Raw genomic sequence first — 18,594 nt, 5'->3', positions numbered from 1 at the left:
TACATGATTCGACAGTTCAGTGATTGTGAAGAGTTCTGTGATCGCCACATTGGGATAGATGCTTGCGCCCAAGAGTCAATGCTTGCTGCATTGGGCTTCACTGATCTAGAAGATTTTGTAGCTTCAGTTATTCCTAATCAGATACTCAATCAAAATTCATCAAGCAATTTGTTGTCTAAAGGTTCTAATGAGTTGCAGGCATTAGAGCAATTAAATGAAATTGCCCGCAAAAATATTGTTAATCGCTCTTTGATCGGCCTTGGTTATTTTGGGACATTAATGCCTCCTGCTATTAAGCGTAATATTCTCGAAAACCCAGCATGGTATTCCTCTTATACCCCTTATCAGGCAGAAATTTCACAAGGAAGATTAGAGGCCCTTTTTAATTTTCAAACACTAATTAGTGAACTTACTGGTCTGCCTATTTCTAATGCTTCTTTACTAGATGAGGCAACAGCGGCAGCAGAAGCAATGAGTTTATCTCTGTTAGTTCATAAAGCATCTCATGCAAGAAAATTTTTCGTAGATCAAGCTGTTTTTCCCCAGACTATTGAAGTTTTAAGGACAAGAGCGGAACCCTTGAATATTGTTTTGGAACAAATTGATCCAAGGAATTGTGAGATAGATGAAAAAGTTTTTGGCTTGCTGATTCAATTGCCTGGATCTGATGGCAGATTATGGGATCCGTCTTTAGCTATAGAAAAGGCACATCGAGTTGGAGCATTGGCGACAGTAGCTATTGACCCTTTAGCGCAGGTTCTTTTGAAACCTGTTGGAGAGTTAGGAGCCGATATTGCTATTGGAAGTTCGCAGAGATTTGGAGTTCCTATGGGTTTTGGAGGCCCTCATGCCGCATTTTTTGCAACTAAGGAAACTTTTAAGAGACAAGTCCCTGGTCGCTTAGTAGGTCAGTCTGTAGATCAGGATGGTCAAATTGCATTGCGATTAGCATTGCAAACTAGGGAGCAGCATATTCGACGGGATAAAGCGACTAGCAATATATGTACTGCTCAGGTTTTATTGGCTATCATTGCATCTTTTTATGCAATTTATCATGGTCCAGAAGGTTTAGAAGCAATAGCAAAAAGAATTGCTTGTTTCCGTAAACGACTTGAAGATGTTTTAAGAATACTTGGTTATCCTCTTGAGCCTATAAGTGGCTTTGACACTATTTCAGTGAATTGCGAAGAAGCTACAGAAATTCATAAGCTGGCTGCTTTAAAAGGATTTAATTTCAGGATTTTACCTTTAGGAGCTTCGATTGAGAAAGCAACTGGGTTTGCGATCTCCTTAGATGAATTGAGTAATGAAGAAGAGATTAATTCTCTTTCTGAAATCTTTGCAAAAGTCAAAGGAGAAGTCTATAAAACTCCCTCAACTTGCGATTTAAACATTGAAGATTGTCTTAGTGAACTTCCATTAAGACAAACACCTTGGTTGAACCAAAAAGTCTTTCATTCCTTCAGGTCAGAAACAGAGTTGATTAGATATATCCAGTTACTAGCAAGTAAGGACTTTTCTCTTGTACATGGAATGATTCCTTTGGGAAGTTGCACCATGAAATTAAACGCCACAGCGGAACTGATACCAGTTAGTTGGAAAGAATTTTCTTCAATTCATCCTTTGGCACCTATCGAGCAATCTCAAGGTTATGAGCAATTAATTAAAGAATTGGAGAGTTGGCTTTCTGAGTTAACTGGATTTAATGGTGCTTCTTTGCAGCCAAATGCTGGTTCTCAAGGTGAATATGCAGGGTTATTAGTTATTCGTGAATGGCATAAGTCTAGAGGGCATCAAAATAGAAACGTTTGTTTAATTCCTACTAGTGCGCATGGTACAAATCCAGCTAGTGCAGTCATGTCAGGATTTAGGGTCGTATCAATTATCTGTGATGAACAAGGCAACATAGACCTCAGAGATCTTGTACAAAAAGTTGAAGTTCATTCTTCTGAGTTGGCTGCTTTAATGATTACTTATCCTTCAACGCATGGAGTTTTTGAGCCCAAAATTCGAGAAATTTGTGAGTTGGTTCATGATCATGGTGGGCAGGTTTATTTAGATGGAGCTAATCTCAATGCCCAGGTTGGTCTTTGTAAGCCTGGAGAATATGGTGCAGATGTTTGTCATTTAAATCTTCATAAGACTTTTTGCATTCCCCATGGTGGAGGTGGCCCTGGTGTTGGACCAATAGCTGTCGCTAAACATTTATTACCCTATTTACCAGGACATCCTTTTAGAAAGTGTGGTGGTGTTAATTCCATAGGAGCAGTTTCTGCGGCTCCATTTGGTAGTGCGAGTATTTTGCCAATCAGTTGGATGTATATCAGGATGATGGGCCTAAATGGTTTGAGAAAAGCAAGCTCTGTGGCAATTCTCTCAGCTAATTATTTGGCTAGTCGATTAGACCCATATTATCCAATTTTATTTAGAGGCCCTAATGGAAATGTTGCACATGAATGCATATTGGATTTAAGACCTATTAAAACTAAAACGGGTATTGAAGTAGATGACATTGCAAAAAGATTAATGGACTATGGATTTCATGCCCCAACAGTAAGTTGGCCTGTTGCGGGTACATTAATGGTTGAACCTACTGAGAGTGAGAGCTTGGCAGAATTGGATCGTTTTTGTGATGCGATGATATCTATTCGAAAAGAAATCGAGGCTATTGAATCAGGGGATAGTGATCTAAATAACAATGTTTTACGTCTTTCTCCTCATACTTTGCAGACAGTTACTTCTGAAGATTGGGACAGACCTTACTCTAGACAGCAAGCTGCTTTTCCATTGAAAGGCCAGATCAAAAACAAGTTTTGGCCTGCTGTTTCGAGAATTGATAATGCCTTTGGTGATCGTAATTTGGTATGTTCTTGTCCCTCTATGGAGGACTTTGCTGAAAATTAGTTTGCTTTTACTACTGGTTCAGATCTGATTTAATAGTTAAATTTTCAGCGAAAGCCAATTTTATTGGTTTTAATTTCCTGCATCTATTGAAAAGGTTCCAACTTTTCTTTGATGGATTATTTCACATCGTTGGGGGATGGCATGATGAAACAAATTTCTCGAGATCAATCGGTCAAAGCTCTTAGAGCAGATGACCTTAATTTGCCATTTTCTCCAGGGATTTTGGAAACAACTTTAGGTAAAGGAAAATTGTTGGAGGTTGATGGTACAAATGTAGTTAGAGTTCCTTTTGGAGTTAGAGAGCCTAGAAAAAAAAGGCCCTCAAGGCCCGAACGCCTGGCAACACTTGTTCTCCCTTTCCAGCCTATTGGGTCTCCTACACCACCTCCTCATGCGGCTTAAAGCTTTAAGCGGCTATTTTGTTGGATTGTTTTTCAAGAATTGCTCGATAAAAATCTCTTAGTTGAGTAGTTGCGCTAGACCAACCCCATTTTTCTGCTTCTATTCTCGCTGCATTTCTCATTGATTGTCTTTCAATTTCATTACCTAGTAATTTCTTAGTTGCGTTTATAAGGCTTGTGGCCCCTCCATTCGCCCCATCAGGATCATATAAACAGCCATTTTGACCATCATTAATAATATCTGGAATACCCCCTTTGTTCGCTCCGACTACAGGGCATCCTGCAGCCATTGCTTCAAGGAGTACTAAGCCTAGGGTTTCTGTACTGGAAGGAAATAAAAATGCATCTCCTGATGCATAGGCTCCAGCTAACTCTTTTCCCGAAAGGTAACCAACGAATGTTGTAGCAGTGTTTTCAAATATTTTCTCTAATTGTTGTCTGTAGGGGCCATCTCCAACCAATGCCAAACGGGTATTGGGCAAAGCTTCTAAAACAGGTTTTATGCGTTCGATTTGCTTCTCTGCTGACAATCTTCCGACATAGATTAGTAATTCACCAGTATCACTATGTTTTCCGAGTAATTTTTGGCGCATTTCATCACTTCTTAATTCTGGGTTGAAGGTTTCTGTGTCGACTCCTCTTTGCCATAAGGCTGTATTTTGAATTCCTTTATCACTCAGCTCCTTCACCATTGCTGTTGAGGTACAAAGATTTAAAATTGCCTGATTATGTGCGGCTTTTAGTAATTCCCAAAGAAGTGGCTCAAGCATCCCCATTCCATAGTGTTCAAGGTATTTAGGAAGATGTGTGTGATAACTCGCTACGAGCGGGATGTTATTACTCTTTGCAAGCCAAATACCTCCTAACCCCAGAACGGCTGGATTAACTACATGTATTAAATCAGGCTTTAAGTTTTCAAGAGCTTCAGATACTGCAGGGCCAGGAAGACCAAGTTTTAGTTCTGGGTAAAGAGGTAAGGGCATTGCAGGGACACCAATCATTTTGGCTCCCATGTATTCATCAGGACATCCTTCAGGGCAAAAAACTATTACTTCATCCCCTGCTTTGGAAAGATGTTCAAGTGTTTTCGTTAGCCGAGTCACTATTCCATCAACCTTAGGAAGAAAAGTTTCAGTAAAAAAAGCAATCTTCACTGGAATAAAGAATGAGCAGTTTGTTTAAGCAACTTTAACTAGGTGCTTTTAATTGCTTTGGCCTGAGTTGAGGTCCAAGCTGATATGCAGGGAATACGTTTTTTGTCACATCTATCTGACCAACGCCGAGCAACATCAACAACTTCGGTTAATAATCCATCATCAAGCGTTGTAGGGTTTAGACCTAATTCAATGAAACAACGATTATCGACAATCAGATCATTCTCTACTGCTTCATTGCGAGGGTTTGGTAAGTAATTAATTTCTGCACCAGTCAATGCAGCAACTTTTTTGGCAAGTTCACCAATTTGATGACTTTCTGTCATTTGATTAAAAATTTTCACTCTCTCCCCTTTCTCAGGAGGATTTTCTAAGGCAAGTTGCACACATTTCACAGAATCTTGTATATGAATAAATGCTCGAGTTTGTCCTCCTGTGCCATGAACAGTTAATGGATAATTTATTGCAGCTTGCATAAGAAATCTATTTAAGACGGTTCCATAATCTCCGTCATAGTCAAATCTATTTGTTAAGCGTGGGTCTTTCAAGGTTGATTCTGTATTTGTCCCCCAAACAATTCCCTGGTGCAGGTCTGTGATTCTGATTAGATCGTTTTTGTTGTAATAGAGAAAAAGTAATTGATCAAGCGTTTTAGTCATGTGATAAACGCTTCCAGGACTTGCAGGGTGCAATATCTCTTCTTCAAATCTAGTGCCATCTGGTTGTGGAACTTCAACCTTTAAATACCCTTCTGGAATCGTTGCACCCCGATGTGAACCATATCCATAAACTCCCATAGTCCCCAGATGCACTACATGAGGGTCTAAACCTGATTCAACTATTGCTGCTAAGAGATTATGAGTTCCATTCACATTGTTATCAACGGTATATCTTTTGGTTGAACTGCTTTTCATTGAGTAAGGGGCTGCTCTTTGTTCTGCAAAATGCACAATTGCATCTGGCCTTTCTTCAATTAGCAGATCTAATAATCGTTGATATTCCTTGGATACATCAAGATTAATGAATCTAATTGGTTTGCTACCTAATTCCTCCCAGGCTTTTAGTCGCTCACCAATAGATGCGATAGGCGTTAAAGACTCGACTTCAAGGTCAATATCGATTTTGCGCCGACTGAGATTGTCCATGATGAGAACATCATGTCCATGTTCGGCCAGGTTCACTGAACAAGGCCAACCACAAAAGCCGTCACCGCCGAGAACAAATACTTTCACCCAAAACTCCCGCAGGAAAGATCAAAAAAGAACCCATCATAGAAAGCTACTACAAGGGTTTCATTTAAGGATCCAATAAAATCCAATAATACCAATGAAAAGTATTGCACCAATCAGGATTATTCGCTGAGATTGACTCTGCAGCATGCTGTTTGGTGTAATTACTTCAATTTCGGGTTCTTTAGCAAATGCATTAAGACGCCCTCCACTTTCTTCAGTAACTGTCATTTTCTATATACCTCTCGGCGGACCTTATGGACTTCAGAGGGGCAGTGTCGGATTCTGTTACGTACCTTTACTGAATTGCAATATTTGGTGTCGAAATTAATCCACTGCTTGGTGAACTTGGATTTGCAACCGATCTTTCTTCAAGTTTTCCTGCCATAAAAGCCTCTCTTCCTGCTTGAACTGCTTTGTTCATTGCATTAGCCATCATGGGCGGTTCTTTTGCTAAAGCAATTGCACTATTGATTAGAACTGCATCTGCTCCTATTTCCATAGCTTTTGCTGCGTGACTTGGAACTCCAATACCTGCATCTACTATTACTGGTACGTTGCAATTTTCAATAATTATTTGAATGTTGCTTTGGTTGAGAAGGCCTTGAGCAGATCCAATTGCTGAGCCAAGGGGCATTACTGTTGCACATCCAAGTTCTTCAAGTCTTTTGGCTAAAAGCGGGTCCGCATTGATATAAGGAAGCACTTCAAATTTTTCTTTAATTAGTTGTTCTGCAGCTTCAAGAGTTCCTAAAGGATCTGGTAGAAGATATTTTTTATCAGGGATAACTTCTAATTTGATGAAATTATTCTCTTCTTGACCAGATAGTTTTGCTAACTCGCGCCCTAGCCTTGCAACTCTGATTGCTTCTTCTGCATTTGAGCACCCAGCAGTATTAGGTAACATCCAGAATTTTTTCCAATTAATAGATTGCATTAGACCAATATGGCCAGCTTCTAAACTTTGAACTCTTCTAACAGCTACAGTTACAATCTCGCACTGCGAACTCTTAAGGCTCTCGTTCATCTCTTCGAAATTTTTATATTTTCCTGTTCCTGTAAGTAGTCTACTTTTGAAATTCTTAGTGCCTATTTTTAGCAAATCTTGACCCAGTTTCATTATCATTGAGAGTAAAAAAATTAAAAACCTTTTTTGTAAACTATATTATCTGTAGAAAACTCTTTTCTCTTTTGCATTTTAGAAATTTGTTTTTTTGCAGTTTTGTTCTTTGGATCCATAGTTAAAACTGATTGATATAGTTCAAAAGCTTCATTTTCTTCCAATAACTTTAGCTTTGCAAAAGCCAAATTGTTTATTGCAACAGGATAATCAGGCTTTTCTTTAATTGCTTTTTGATAATGTGTTATGGCTTCTTTAAATTTATCTTGTGCCGCAAGTGCAAACCCTAATGCATTTTCAATAATTGCCTTTGCATCATTTGGTTCGTCCTTTAGTGCTTTAATGGATTTTTTTAGTGTTGCGATTGCTTGAGGATATAATCTCTTTTTTAATTGAACAGAAGCTAACTCATACAACTTTGCTGAATCATTAGATTCACTGTTACCACTTTGCTCTAATTTGATTAACTCTATTTCATCTTTCCTAACTTTTAGAACTTGTCTACCAACTAAAACTGCGATTATTGCTAATAAGACACTTAGACCTATCAGATATGTTTGGGGGAGTGAGAGGTTCATTTCTTAATGAGTTCTTTCATTTTACCAATATATGAAATTACTTTCATAATAATAGGTTTTGAATTAATTCATTATTTTTGCTTATAGTAATAACTTTCTTAAAAAAGTTATCTAAGCATTATTTTTGACTGTGTGTAACAACATTCTTGAAACTTTTTGGGTCTATTACTGCAAGCTGAGCCAACATTTTTCTATTGATTCTCACGTCTGCTTTTTTTAAGTTCCCCATTAACTTGCTATAGCTCATCCCATTAAGTCTTGCCGCTGCATTAATGCGAGCAATCCATAAGCGTCGAAAATCACGTTTTCTACGTTTTCGATCTCTATATGCATTGCAAAGTGCTTTCATGACACGTTGGTTGGCCGTTCTAAACAGTTTTCCATTGCCACCTCGATAGCCTTTGGCTATGCGAAGAATTTTGTTTCTTCTTTTCCTAGCAACATTTCCTCTTTTTACGCGTGACATGAGTGAAAATAATCAGTGATGAGATTGGTTTAGCAAGAATGAATATTTTGCGTTATTAGCTATATGGAAGCATGAGACTTACATTATCCGCATCGCGCTCATCTACGACTGCTTTAGTAGCAAGATGGCGCTTTAACTTGGTGCTCTTATGATCGAGCAGATGATTACGGAAGGCTCTTCGCCGCATAAATTTGCCAGTACCCGTAACTTTGAACCGCTTAGCGGCTGCTTTACGAGTTTTTAGTTTAGGCATGTCTTGCCAATCATACAAATACAATCTAATAGACTACTTCCTTAGACTGCCTAAATGCCAATTAGGTTTTATTTATTTTGGTAATTACTTTTTAGCTACCCTTGATTAGGACATTAATTCCACGAATATCACTGGTATTTGGATGCTTCTTGTTAGCCCAAGGTATTTTTGATCGCTCTAAAGCAAATAACTTGCTGGAACCAAATATTGTCCATTCTACTCACGAACAGATTGAAGCTCCTAGATCAATTATCTCTGCGAACGGTGACCTCTTAGTGGGTTTAGAGCCTTATCTGGGTAGGAGCTTATTGCAAGATATTCCTTCACCTGACTTGAATTTAATAAGTGGTGGAAAGAAGCCATTAATTTTGAAAGATCAATCAGGATTAGTTCATAAATCAGTTGATATAACTATTGGTTGGGAAAAGGTTCCTCTCAAAACTTTAAAAACTTTTTCTCGACAAGTGTTGGGTCCTTTTGCGAGTTTTGAGTCAGCTCAAAGTGTTTCGGCTCTATTAGATGATCAAGGAGTAGAAAATATTATTGCGCACCCTTTGGATTGGGAAATTTGGATAGCAGCAGATATAAACCTTCCTAAGTCTTTTCAAGCAAGGAGTTTTGAGGAAAAGATCTCGCATGAAATTAAACCTTTTTTGAAAGTCAGAAATGCGAAATTCTTTTTAAATGGAAATTCAACTATAGATGCGGCTGAGGGTTTGAGATGGAAGGGTGGTTTATATTCGGGCTCATTTATTTTGCAGAAGGATGCATATCAAAGTTGGACTTTGGTTGAACGTGTTGATCTTGAAAAATATTTACTGGGAGTAGTGCCTCATGAGATTGGTTCTTCTTCTCCCTTATCAGCTTTAAGTGCACAGGCTGTATTGGCTCGAACATGGGCATTAGCCAATTCAAAGCGTTTTGAAATAGATGGATATCATTTGTGCAGTAATACACAGTGTCAAGTTTATAAAGACCCTCAGAAAGCTGAAATAGAAGTTCAAGAGGCAATTAAAAAAACATCCGGCAAAGTTTTAACTTGGGAAGGAACACCAATTAATGCTGTTTATCATGCAACTAATGGTGGTGTAATGGCTTCCGCGAATGAAGCCTGGTCTATAGATTCTGTTCCTTATTTGCAAACACAATTTGATGGTTCTAAGAGATGGTCTAAGCAATTTGCTTTACCACTCAATCAGAAATCTATGATTCAAACTTTGTTGGCTAAAAGAGATGGAGCTTATGGCAACAACCATTATTTATTTAGATGGCGTAGGAAAATTTCAGCTTCAGAGTTGCAAGAAGCGTTACTTCCTTTGAGGAAAAAATTTGGAAGGCCTCAAAAACTACAGATTCTTGAAAGAGGGCCTAGTGGCAGAGTTATTGCCTTGGAAATATCTGGGCGAAGAAATGAATCTCCGATAATTCTTCGCAGAGATGCTATTAGAAGACGGTTGAGAAGTTTACCAAGTACACTTTTTTGGCTTAGAAAACTGAAAGAAGGTGGCTGGGAATTTATTGGTGGAGGCTTTGGCCATGGCGCAGGTTTGTCTCAAGCAGGTGCAACTGATTTGGCCCTTCGAGGATGGTCAACCCAAAATATCCTTAAGCATTATTACCCTGGAACAACATATGAATCTTTACGTTAGTTATGAAAAGACAGCTTAGAGTCAACATTTGAACTGCAGGATTCCAATGGCCTTTGCAGCTACAAATGGCAGAAATCGCCGCGGAAAGGCCAGCTTATTCTTGATTTGCTGCGTTTTATTAGGCTTATGTCCTTATTTAATTCCCGCATCAATAAGCTTATTGCCAGCATTAATATTGGCTGTATTGCTAGGAATTTATGGTTTGTCGATTGTTTTAAGAGAGATAGATAATCGTTTTGATCAATCTAAATTGGTTGCTTTTACTCCAGAGGAATACCAATCTCTCCCAATGGTAGATGTTGTGGTTTCAGCTAGAGATGAAGAGAATGTTGTTGAGAGATTAGTGGAACGTCTAATTTCTATTAGATATCCAAAGGATAAAATAACTAGAATGATTATTGATGATGGAAGTAAAGATAAGACGTCCATTTTATTGAATCAATTAACCCAAACTTTTCAAGAAATTCAAGTCTTAAATCGATCAAGATCTTCCGGAGGAGGCAAGTCTGGCGCACTTAATTATGCGCTATCTAAACTGAATGGTAAATGGATTTTTATTCTTGATGCAGATGCACAGTTTAATGATGATATTTTGTTGAGGATTATTCCTTTTGCGGAGAAATATGGTTTATCTGCCGTTCAATTAAGAAAGGCAGTTATAAACTCAGGAAAGAATTTATTGACTCATTGCCAGTCTATGGAAATGGCAATGGATGCTTTTATCCAGCAAGGAAGAATCTTCGTAGGAGGAGTGGGTGAATTAAGAGGAAATGGTCAGCTTATAGAGAGAAATATATTGAATAAATGTGGAGGCTTTAATGAAGATACTTTGACTGATGATCTTGATTTGAGTTTTAGGCTATTGATTGTTGGCGCTAATGTCGGTTTGCTTTGGAATCCTCCTATTCAGGAAGAAGCAGTTGAATCTTTAGGGTCTTTGTGGCGACAAAGAAATAGATGGGCAGAAGGTGGATTACAACGTTTTTTTGACTATTGGTCTTTTCTCTTTTCCGGAAGGCTCGGCTTTGTCAAAAAACTTGACTTAGGATGTTTCTTCACTCTTCAATATGTATTGCCTGTCGTATCTTCTGTAGACTTGTTAATTGCCACTTGGACTCACTCATTTCCCTTGTACTGGCCTTTATCATGTATTGCTTTGAGTGTATCTGGAGTGGCCTATTTTCGAGGTTGCAGAAGAAAATCTCAAGGCCCAGACTTACCTTCTCCTAAATTACTTAGATTATTAATATCTGTCATTTACCTGATTCACTGGTTTATTGTTATTCCTTGGGTAACAATAAAAATGGCAGTCTTACCTAAGAAATTAGTTTGGAACAAGACTACTCACCAAGGTAATTAATTTAAGCTTAAGTCTTCTTATCGATATTAATAACTTCTCCATTAAAGAATTTAGCGAATTCCTCTGCCTTTCCATTGATAAATTTATTGCTTTCATCTTTCTTTTCTGATTGAAATTTTGAAGAATCTATATTATTAATTGGACTTTCCTTAGGTTTAATATCTTGTGCTGTCTCTGTAGAAGTTTGCTTTAAATGTTTATCACTGACTTTTATCTTCTTCTCTGTATTAACAGATAATCTTGATTGGGAATTTAGAATTAATTTCCTTTCCTGACCTAGTGCTTCATTAATTGCTTTTTCCAGAAGACTTTTTCGACTTTCTATCATTCCTAGCCAATTTTCTGCAACATTAATTTCTGCCTTATTTTCTGACAACCCAACTAGTTGTGCTTGTTGTGATAAAAGCATTCTTGTTGATGGTAAGTCTATACGGGCTAATACTTGTTCCCAAGCTTCTGATAAACCGCTATTTGTTTCCTTCACATTTACATTTTTCTCTAAAGAGGACTGATGCTTATCTGCTACATTCTTATTTTCTAAATTTGGATTATTCTTATTGGGATTTTCAGATGGCTCATGCCTTTCTTGAGATGTGTATGAGATATTTGCTCTTGCTGCATTAACTTGAGTTTCCAGTTTTGTATTGAAAGGTTCATTTAACAGTCCTAATAGTAGAACTTCCAGCCAAAGTCTTGGTTGAGAACTATGTCGAAGATTATTTTCTGAACCTTTGAGGTGCGATTGCCATTGTAATAGTCGTTCTGGTTCAACTAGACTTGCAATTTCCGAAAGTTTCTGATGAGATTCTTGTGAAATACTGCATAGGTCAGGATAATCGGGAGCTGCATTTTTTAGTACTAAATCTCTGAGAATTGATGCTAGTCCTTGAAGAATTCCCATTGGATCCTTGCCATTATTAATAAGCTCTCTACAAATTAGTAGTAAATTAAGAGGGTCTTTCTTTGTTAAAGCCATTGCAAGGTCAAGTAGCTTTTCCTCGGAAACTTCTCCCAATAAATCTAATACGGCATTGACTGTGATTGGTTGCGGGAGAAGGCTTAATTGGTCAAGCATACTTTGTGCATCCCTCAAGCCACCTTGTGAACGTCTAGCGACTAAATTTATTGCTTCTTTTTCAATACCAATTTCTTCTTTATTGGCAATTTCTTGTAAATGATTGATTAAATCATTTAGTTCGATTTGACTAAAATCAAATCTTTGGCATCTACTGATAATTGTTGGTAGAAGACGTTGTGGATCAGTTGTAGCAAGTATAAAAACAACTCTTGATGGAGGCTCTTCTAAAGTCTTTAGAAGAGCATTAAAAGCAGCTGCAGAAAGCATATGACATTCATCAATTACATAAATTTTCCATCGAGCTATTACTGGAGCGAACTTAGACTTTTCTATAAGATCACGGATATTATCTACTCCAGTATTCGAAGCAGCATCTATCTCAATAACGTCTAGGGCATTCCCTGCTGAAATTGTTTGGCAAAGATTGCATTGACAGCAGGGATTGATGGTTGGCTCTTCAACATTCAAACAATTCAGAGATCGAGCTAAAATACGCGCACTAGATGTTTTACCAGTTCCTCGAGGGCCACAAAATAGATAAGCAGGTGCTATGCGATTAGTCAGCAGTGCTTGCTTAAGAGTACTTGCAATTACTTTTTGACCTACTAAGTCGTCAAAACTTTGAGGACGATATTTGTTATGCAGCGGTGCATATGTATTGCTCATAGGCTGCACAATAGATTGTTGGCTTGAATTAGGCAGATTCAGGGTGATCTATTTTTTCGTTAGAGGGCAGTTTTAATACCTTCCCACCGATAATCATTTCATCCACCATTTTTTTAGTCACTGTAAAATCACTGACATTTTTTTCGGAAGGAAGTTTGTACATAAGATCAACCATTAATTCTTCAACTATTCCTCTTAGGGCTCTTGCACCAGTTTTTCTTCTAAATGCTTCTTGAGCAATTGCCGTGACTGCACCTTCGTCAAATTCAAGTTTTACATTATCCATACTCATTAGGGTTCTAAATTGTTTAATTACGGCATCCCTAGGTTCTTTTAGAATTGCCTCTAAAGCTTCTGAATTCAATGGTTCTAGGACTGCTGTTACTGGCATTCTTCCAATAAATTCAGGAATTAGACCATAACGTATTAAATCATCTGGCTCGAGATTGTTAATCATTTGATTATTGTCTAAGTCCCTATTGAGATGATTTTGCCCTCGGCTATCTGTAGGCATGAAGCCAATAGAGTTTTTGCCTAATCTTTTTTGAACAATATCTTCTAGACCAACAAAAGCACCTCCACAAATAAAGAGTATTTGGCTGGTATCTATTTGAATACAATCATGATATGGATGTTTCCTGCCTCCCTGAGGCGGTACGTTGGCAACAGTGCCTTCTAGCATCTTTAACAAAGCTTGTTGCACTCCTTCTCCAGATACATCTCTTGTTATAGAAGGGTTTTCACTTTTTCTAGCGATTTTATCTATTTCATCGATATAAATAATTCCTCTTTGCGCAAGTTCAATATCCATATCGGCTTTCTGCAAGAGTCTAAGCAAAATATTTTCAACATCTTCTCCTACATATCCTGCTTCGGTTAATGTCGTTGCATCTGCTACTGCAAATGGTACATCTAGCAGCTCTGCCAAAGTTTGCGCGAGAAGAGTTTTCCCACTACCAGTAGGCCCAATAAGGAGAATGTTTGACTTATGTAATCTTGTTGCTGTTAGGTCCGTTTCCTGATTACCATCGCCTTGCCAAGCAAGTCGTTTGTAATGGTTATAGACAGCCACAGAAAGGATTTTTTTTGCAACCTCTTGTCCAACTACTTGTTTATCTAAGAAGTCTTTAATATCAATTGGTTTGGGGATGGTCGCTAGGGTAGGAGCAGGCTTGCTAGTACTTGTAATGGCGGTGTGATTTTTATTTGATGGATTGTTTGCTTCTCTTGTTTTTGTTTGATTATCTATCAGTTCTTCATCCAAGATCTCATTACAGAGATCTATACATTCATCACAGATATAGACTCCTGGACCTGCAATGAGTTTCCTAACTTGCTCTTGGGATTTGCCACAAAAAGAGCATTTGAGATGGGCTTCAAACTTTGCCATCGAGTTTAGAAGAATTCCAAAAGGGTTAAAGGATCTGACAAAGGATGTTCAGCCTTACTAATAGGATCGTTAGTAATTGCTGCTTCGTCAGCTTTCCTTAACGATTCCTCTTTAGTTCGTGCTGTTTATGACTTTGTCTATCAGGCCGTATTCAACCGCTTCTTGCGGGGAAAGGAAGTGGTCTCTGTCTGTGTCTTCAGCAATTTTGTCGATTGGCTGACCTGTATGCTCTGAGAGAAGACCATTTAAGGTTTCTTTTAGAAAAAGAATTTCTTTGGCTTGAATTTCGATTTCAACAGCTTGGCCTTGAGCTCCACCTAGAGGTTGGTGAATCATTATTCTTGAATTTGGTAGGGAGACTCTTTTACCTTTAGTACCACCAGATAATAAAAATGCCCCCATGCTTGCTGCTAATCCATAGCAGATAGTGACTACGTCAGGAGTTACTTGCTGCATTGTGTCGTAAATAGCTAAACCTGCAGTTACTGATCCGCCAGGAGAGTTTATATAAAGCTGTATATCTTTCTCGGGATCCTCAGCTTCGAGAAAAAGCATTTGGGCAACTAATGCATCAGCTACTTGGTCATTAACGTCTGTACCAAGAAAAATTATTCTTTCTCGTAGCAGTCTGGAGTAAATATCAAATGCTCTATCACCTCTTCCTGATTGCTCAACAACTGTAGGAAGCACACCAGGCCCAGAAATGGGATACATCCCTTCCCATATATTTTTGATTGGGTGGCTGAAGGCAGAGGGGGTCACGCTAATACAATGTCTCTTTATTTGGATAATCTAAAAGCTCAATTATCACTTGGTTGTTTTTTCTACCTTTGTTTTTGTTTTTTTGCTTTTTGATTGGCTAGTTTTCCCTTGGGTAGAGGGTTTTCCATTTAAGGATTTTGTCTTGGGCAATGTTTCAATTACGGTATTGTTTTCTTCTAGCCATGTAAAGACTTTGTCTTGGAGTAGATCTTCTAATACAGCTTCTTTTAATTTTTCGAAATCGATATTTTTTTCTTTGCTCAATTCTTTTTTGACTTCTTCGAATTTTTTATCAACTTCTTTATTAGGGACTTCAATACCTTCTTCTTTTCTAAGAGCTTGCATGGCGAATTGACGACGAAGGTTCTCAATTGCTTCTGGCCTAGAAGAATCCATCAATTTATTGATTAGTTCAGGAGTAAAAGTTGATTTAACATCGATTCCTTGTTGAGCAAAGTTTCTAGCGGTCTGTTCAATAAGATTGCGAGTTTCTATCTCGATTAGAGTTTTTGGTAGATCAATTTCTAATTGTTCAACAAGAGCTTTTAACAATGCTTCTTGACGGTTTTTGATACTTCGTTGATGTGCATCCTCTTTTAATTTTGCTTCTAGTTCTTTTCGAAGCTCTTCCAGACTATCTTTATCGCTAGCTTGTTTAGCAAAATCATCATCTAGCTTAGGCAACTCCCTTGTTTTTAGATCCTTGACTTTAATATCAAACTTGGCTTTTCTATTTCGGGCATCTTCTTGCGGATAATCTTTTGGGAAAGTGCATTCAACTGTTTTTTCGTCATTTATGTTCATTCCTATGATTCCTTCTACAAATCCAGGAATCATTTGACCTTTCTCTAGCTCGATGTCCATTGAGTCACTGTTGCCGCCTTCAATTGGACTATTGTTATCAGTAAACTTTCCTTCAAAGCTAACGACAGCAACATCACCTTTTTTTGCCGGTCTATTTTCAACTGGTATTAAAGTTGAAAGTTGTTTTCGAGATTGCTCTATCAGTTCATCAATTTTCTTAGGATCAAAAACAACTTTTTCAGCTTCTACTGTTAGTCCTTTAGAGCTTTTTAATTGAGGTATTGGTGAGATATCTGTTTCTAATGTAAGTGTCAGTTTTGAATCAGGGTTGAAATTTTCTAATAAAGCTTCAAAGCCACCAATTAATTCTGGCTCACAAAGTGGTTCGATTGATTCTTGTTGTAGCGCTTGAGGCCATACAACTTCTAAAAGCTTTTCTATGGCTGAAGCTTGAATCCTTTTAGCCCCTACTTGCTGTAACAGCACCGCTTGAGGAACTTTTCCCTTCCGAAATCCAGGCAGATTGGCAGTTTTGCTTAATTTAGACAATGCTTGTTGATAACTTTCTTTGCATTGCTTTGCAGAAATTTCTAATTCAACTGCCAAACGGCTGTCAGGCATTGATTTTGTTTTTACCTTTAATGTGGAATTGCTCATTGGGCAGCTACTAAACGAAAGCTCATTAGCTCATTACATTAAGAAAGAGTCTGGCAAACTTTCAAAAGCTATAGTTCCTTTATAGATTTCTTGAAGATTCTTGAGTAGATTTTCCAAGATTTGATCTTTTTGTTCTTCGGGAAATCACTCTCTGCAAAAGTTGTCTTTTAAAAATTTTTTACCCAATCGACCCCTGACTGTTGCTGTTTTAGGAGCAACAGGAGCAGTAGGTAATGAGCTTTTGCAATTATTGGAGGAACGTTCCTTTCCTATTGATCAATTAAAATTGTTGGCTTCAGAGCGGTCTGCAGGCAAAATCAAACTTTGGAATGGTAGAAATATAACAATTCATCCCGCTTCTCCTGAACAATTTCAAGGAGTGGATTTAGTTTTTGCTTCTGCTGGCGGCTCTATATCAAAGAAATGGAGAAATTCTATTAATGCTGCTGGAGCTGTGCTAATTGATAATTCCAGTGCTTTTAGGATGGACCCTGAAGTCCCTTTAGTTGTTCCTGAAGTTAATCCCGAAAAAGCTTTGACTCATCAAGGCGTAATTGCAAATCCCAATTGCACCACAATTTTACTCACTGTAGTTTTAAGACCTTTGTCTTTATTAGCGCCAATAAAACGAGTTGTAGTTTCTACTTATCAATCTGCTAGTGGTGCAGGCGCTGAAGCTATGAAAGAGCTTAAAAATCTCACTCAAGATGTTTTGGATGGCAAAACAAGCAAAAGTAAGGTTTTGCCCTATTCGCTTGCATTTAACCTTTTCTTACACAATTCGCCGTTAGCAGAGAATGATTACTGTGAAGAGGAAATGAAAATGATTAATGAAACAAGAAAAATTATGGAATCACCTGAGCTTTCGTTGACGGCAACTTGCGTACGAGTTCCAGTTTTAAGGGCACATTCTGAAGCTGTGAATATTGAATTTGTTGAGCCAATTGAGGTAAGACTTGCTAGAAAAGCTTTAAATGATGCACCAGGCATAAAAATTATCGAAGATTTTCATGCAAATAGGTTTCCAATGCCAGTAGATGTTGCTGGTCAAGATTCAGTTGCTGTAGGCAGAATTCGTCAAGATGTAAGCCATGCTAATTGTTTGGAGCTATGGCTTTGTGGTGATCAAATTCGTAAAGGTGCTGCATTGAATGCCATTCAAATTGCTGAATTGTTGCTACCTAATTCATGAGCTCTGCTGCCCATTTATCACCAAAACCTTTTGGACGCTTATTAACCGCAATGGTTACTCCATTTGATAGTGATGGAAAGGTAGATTATGCAATTGCTGGTCGATTGGCGCGATATTTAGTGGATGAAGGCTCGGACGGAATTGTTGTTTGTGGAACCACTGGAGAGTCTCCAACTTTGAGTTGGAGTGAGCAACATCAATTACTTGAAACTGTAAAAAGCTCTGTTGGCAAAGCTGTCAAAGTTCTCGCAGGTACTGGTAGCAATAGTACTGCTGAAGCGATAGAAGCAACTGTAAAAGCAGCAGAACTTGGAGCTGATGGGGCTTTGGTTGTTGTTCCTTACTACAACAAACCACCTCAAGAAGGTTTGGAAATCCATTTTCGCTCGATTGCAAATGCTGCCCCAGATTTACCCTTAATGCTTTACAACATACCTGGCAGAACAGGTTCTTCAATTCATCCCGCCACAGTAAAAAGGCTGATGAATTGTCCAAATATAATTAGTTATAAGGCTGCTAGCGGGACAACGAGTGAAGTCACCGATTTAAGAATGCAATGTGGGTCTCAGTTGGCTGTTTATAGTGGTGATGATGGATTACTTTTGCCGATGATGTCAGTGGGGGCAGTTGGTGTTGTGAGTGTTGCTAGTCATATTGTGGGTAGCAGGATTAAAGCCATGATTGATGCATATTCCACTGGACAAGTGAATATTGCACTTGCTTATCATGAACAGTTGCAACCTCTTTTCAGAGCTCTTTTTGCAACTACTAACCCTATTCCCGTGAAAGCTGCCCTTGAAGCGATTGGCTGGCAAGTCGGTTCCCCTCGACGCCCTTTGTCTCCATTAAAAAAACAAATGAAAGAAGACCTAATAGATATAATTAAATCCTTGCGACAAATTTAATAAAAAGCTCTCTATTGCATTTGGCT

At 38.2% G+C, this 18,594-nt stretch carries 17 protein-coding genes; 6 read left to right on the top strand and 11 right to left on the bottom strand.

All coding sequences use genetic code 11. The features are described 5' to 3' along the window. Nucleotides 1-3 precede the first annotated feature (3 nt). Both gcvP and P9211_RS08735 read left to right on the top strand, forming a co-directional pair. On the top strand, nucleotides 4-2,904 hold the full coding sequence (gene gcvP / locus P9211_RS08740) for an aminomethyl-transferring glycine dehydrogenase (RefSeq protein ID WP_012196346.1): 2,901 nt from the start codon (nucleotides 4-6) through the stop codon (nucleotides 2,902-2,904). Nucleotides 2,905-3,045: 141 nt separating this feature from the next. Next, nucleotides 3,046-3,306 (top strand): hypothetical protein, encoded by a 261-nt coding sequence (locus P9211_RS08735; RefSeq protein ID WP_012196345.1) that lies wholly within the window; start codon nucleotides 3,046-3,048, stop codon nucleotides 3,304-3,306. A gap of 4 nt (nucleotides 3,307-3,310) precedes the next feature. Here P9211_RS08735 and P9211_RS08730 read toward each other — a convergent pair whose 3' ends face one another. The 7 genes from P9211_RS08730 to rpmI form a co-directional block, all read right to left on the bottom strand. Continuing rightward, nucleotides 3,311-4,459 carry a glycosyltransferase family 4 protein gene (locus P9211_RS08730; RefSeq protein WP_012196344.1) on the bottom strand — a complete coding sequence of 383 codons (1,149 nt, stop codon included), beginning with the start codon at nucleotides 4,457-4,459 and terminating at the stop codon, nucleotides 3,311-3,313. Between the two features lie 38 nt (nucleotides 4,460-4,497). Beyond that, the gene (locus tag P9211_RS08725) at nucleotides 4,498-5,691 is read right to left on the bottom strand and encodes an NAD-dependent epimerase/dehydratase family protein (RefSeq protein ID WP_012196343.1); all 1,194 of its coding nucleotides are present in this window, start codon (nucleotides 5,689-5,691) and stop codon (nucleotides 4,498-4,500) included. Between the two features lie 60 nt (nucleotides 5,692-5,751). Further along, nucleotides 5,752-5,919, bottom strand: a complete 168-nt coding sequence (locus tag P9211_RS08720; protein ID WP_012196342.1) for a hypothetical protein — start codon at nucleotides 5,917-5,919, stop codon at nucleotides 5,752-5,754. A gap of 67 nt (nucleotides 5,920-5,986) precedes the next feature. Continuing rightward, a complete protein-coding gene (locus P9211_RS08715) occupies nucleotides 5,987-6,808 on the bottom strand; it encodes a thiazole synthase (protein WP_041391644.1) in 822 nt (273 codons plus the stop codon). 20 nt (nucleotides 6,809-6,828) lie between these two features. Beyond that, a complete protein-coding gene (locus P9211_RS08710; RefSeq protein WP_012196340.1) occupies nucleotides 6,829-7,386 on the bottom strand; it encodes a tetratricopeptide repeat protein in 558 nt (185 codons plus the stop codon). Nucleotides 7,387-7,504: 118 nt separating this feature from the next. Beyond that, nucleotides 7,505-7,852, bottom strand: coding sequence for a 50S ribosomal protein L20 (rplT, locus tag P9211_RS08705; RefSeq protein ID WP_012196339.1), 348 nt, complete (start codon nucleotides 7,850-7,852; stop codon nucleotides 7,505-7,507). A 55-nt stretch (nucleotides 7,853-7,907) separates the two neighbouring features. Then, entirely contained in the window at nucleotides 7,908-8,105 is a 198-nt protein-coding gene (gene rpmI, locus P9211_RS08700) for a 50S ribosomal protein L35 (protein WP_012196338.1), read from the bottom strand. 101 nt (nucleotides 8,106-8,206) lie between these two features. On the opposite strand from rpmI, the gene P9211_RS08695 reads away from it, so the two are divergent. Together P9211_RS08695 and P9211_RS08690 are read left to right on the top strand one after the other, a co-directional pair. Next, nucleotides 8,207-9,754 (top strand): SpoIID/LytB domain-containing protein, encoded by a 1,548-nt coding sequence (locus P9211_RS08695; protein WP_041391271.1) that lies wholly within the window; start codon nucleotides 8,207-8,209, stop codon nucleotides 9,752-9,754. Nucleotides 9,755-9,800: 46 nt separating this feature from the next. Further along, entirely contained in the window at nucleotides 9,801-11,114 is a 1,314-nt protein-coding gene (locus P9211_RS08690; protein ID WP_012196336.1) for a glycosyltransferase, read from the top strand. A gap of 7 nt (nucleotides 11,115-11,121) precedes the next feature. On the opposite strand, the gene P9211_RS08685 is transcribed toward P9211_RS08690, so the two are convergent. The 4 genes from P9211_RS08685 to tig all read right to left on the bottom strand — a co-directional run bounded on the left by P9211_RS08685 (nucleotide 11,122) and on the right by tig (nucleotide 16,471). Beyond that, nucleotides 11,122-12,858 carry a DNA polymerase III subunit gamma/tau gene (locus tag P9211_RS08685; RefSeq protein WP_012196335.1) on the bottom strand — a complete coding sequence of 579 codons (1,737 nt, stop codon included), beginning with the start codon at nucleotides 12,856-12,858 and terminating at the stop codon, nucleotides 11,122-11,124. A gap of 28 nt (nucleotides 12,859-12,886) precedes the next feature. Then, nucleotides 12,887-14,248 (bottom strand): ATP-dependent protease ATP-binding subunit ClpX, encoded by a 1,362-nt coding sequence (clpX, locus tag P9211_RS08680; protein ID WP_012196334.1) that lies wholly within the window; start codon nucleotides 14,246-14,248, stop codon nucleotides 12,887-12,889. A 111-nt stretch (nucleotides 14,249-14,359) separates the two neighbouring features. After that, nucleotides 14,360-14,962 (bottom strand): ATP-dependent Clp endopeptidase proteolytic subunit ClpP, encoded by a 603-nt coding sequence (gene clpP, locus P9211_RS08675; RefSeq protein ID WP_012196333.1) that lies wholly within the window; start codon nucleotides 14,960-14,962, stop codon nucleotides 14,360-14,362. A gap of 93 nt (nucleotides 14,963-15,055) precedes the next feature. After that, nucleotides 15,056-16,471, bottom strand: coding sequence for a trigger factor (tig, locus tag P9211_RS08670; protein ID WP_012196332.1), 1,416 nt, complete (start codon nucleotides 16,469-16,471; stop codon nucleotides 15,056-15,058). Nucleotides 16,472-16,631: 160 nt separating this feature from the next. Here tig and P9211_RS08665 point away from each other — a divergent pair, with 160 nt between their 5' ends. Both P9211_RS08665 and dapA read left to right on the top strand, forming a co-directional pair. Continuing rightward, the gene (locus P9211_RS08665; protein ID WP_012196331.1) at nucleotides 16,632-17,663 is read left to right on the top strand and encodes an aspartate-semialdehyde dehydrogenase; all 1,032 of its coding nucleotides are present in this window, start codon (nucleotides 16,632-16,634) and stop codon (nucleotides 17,661-17,663) included. Further along, nucleotides 17,660-18,568, top strand: coding sequence for a 4-hydroxy-tetrahydrodipicolinate synthase (gene dapA, locus P9211_RS08660; RefSeq protein WP_012196330.1), 909 nt, complete (start codon nucleotides 17,660-17,662; stop codon nucleotides 18,566-18,568). Before P9211_RS08665 ends, dapA begins: the two co-directional genes overlap by 4 nt. Nucleotides 18,569-18,594: the final 26 nt, after the last annotated feature.

This window comes from Prochlorococcus marinus str. MIT 9211 (genome assembly GCF_000018585.1).
GTDB classification, from domain to species: Bacteria; Cyanobacteriota; Cyanobacteriia; order PCC-6307; family Cyanobiaceae; genus Prochlorococcus_D; species Prochlorococcus_D marinus_B.
Note: the sequence above shows the minus strand (reverse complement) of the source record. Positions and strands in the feature narration are given on the sequence as shown.